The 683-nt window shown below is 34.7% G+C and carries 2 protein-coding genes; both read right to left on the reverse strand.

The features are described 5' to 3' along the window. Positions 1–403, reverse strand: a 403-nt coding sequence (locus tag IE212_RS34515; protein WP_190201938.1) for a hypothetical protein, incomplete at its 3' end; no start/stop codon positions are given. A gap of 4 nt (positions 404–407) precedes the next feature. Then, the coding region (locus IE212_RS35330; protein WP_229864735.1) for a hypothetical protein at positions 408–683 on the reverse strand (276 nt) is incomplete at its 5' end.

The raw sequence follows: 683 nt of genomic DNA on the forward strand, positions 1-683 counted from the left end.
GATTAAAAGAATCCCTTTCTCTTGGAGGTTTCTTTTCTTTGGGTTTCTTTATACCTGGTACTCTTTTTAATTTTCGAATGCCATCTTCTCCTTCTTCTCCTAAGAATCCTAATCTTAATCTTGAATTACGGATTGGGTCAGTTTTACCATAACCAATTGCTTCCAATTGTTTATCTGCCCATTCATCATACTGGTCAATTAAGGATTTATCGGGTTTGTTAGTAGAGTTACTGATATACTTGATTAAATCAAATACTCCTGCAGCACAAGCATCTGGAAATGGCATACCAAGGATTACTGCCTTCCTTTTAAGATCCCTGTATTTCATGTTTCTTCCTGCAGCACCTAGGAAATTCTGTTTTTCCCTAGAAGGAGCTGGTTTATCTTTTTTCTTTTTTGCCATAGTTTTAAAATCTTTGATTGTAATAGGTTTGAGTTAATTCTTCATGAGTTACATGCCCATAGGGAACTAATCCCATATTAGCTATTTTGTAGAAGAGATCATAAGGTAAATCATAAGTGATTAACCATAAGTAATTCTCCTGAGTAATGTGGTTTGATACCATATCCCTAATTTTTGGGAAATTGGGTAATAGGATCAATTTGTCATCATCCCAGCTATCACTGAATTGGCTGATGATATTATTTGCTTTGTTAAAGCGGATGTCTAAGTTGGTATTCTT

It is taken from the genome of Streptomyces djakartensis, assembly GCF_014651075.1.
GTDB classification, from domain to species: Bacteria; Actinomycetota; Actinomycetes; order Streptomycetales; family Streptomycetaceae; genus Streptomyces; species Streptomyces djakartensis.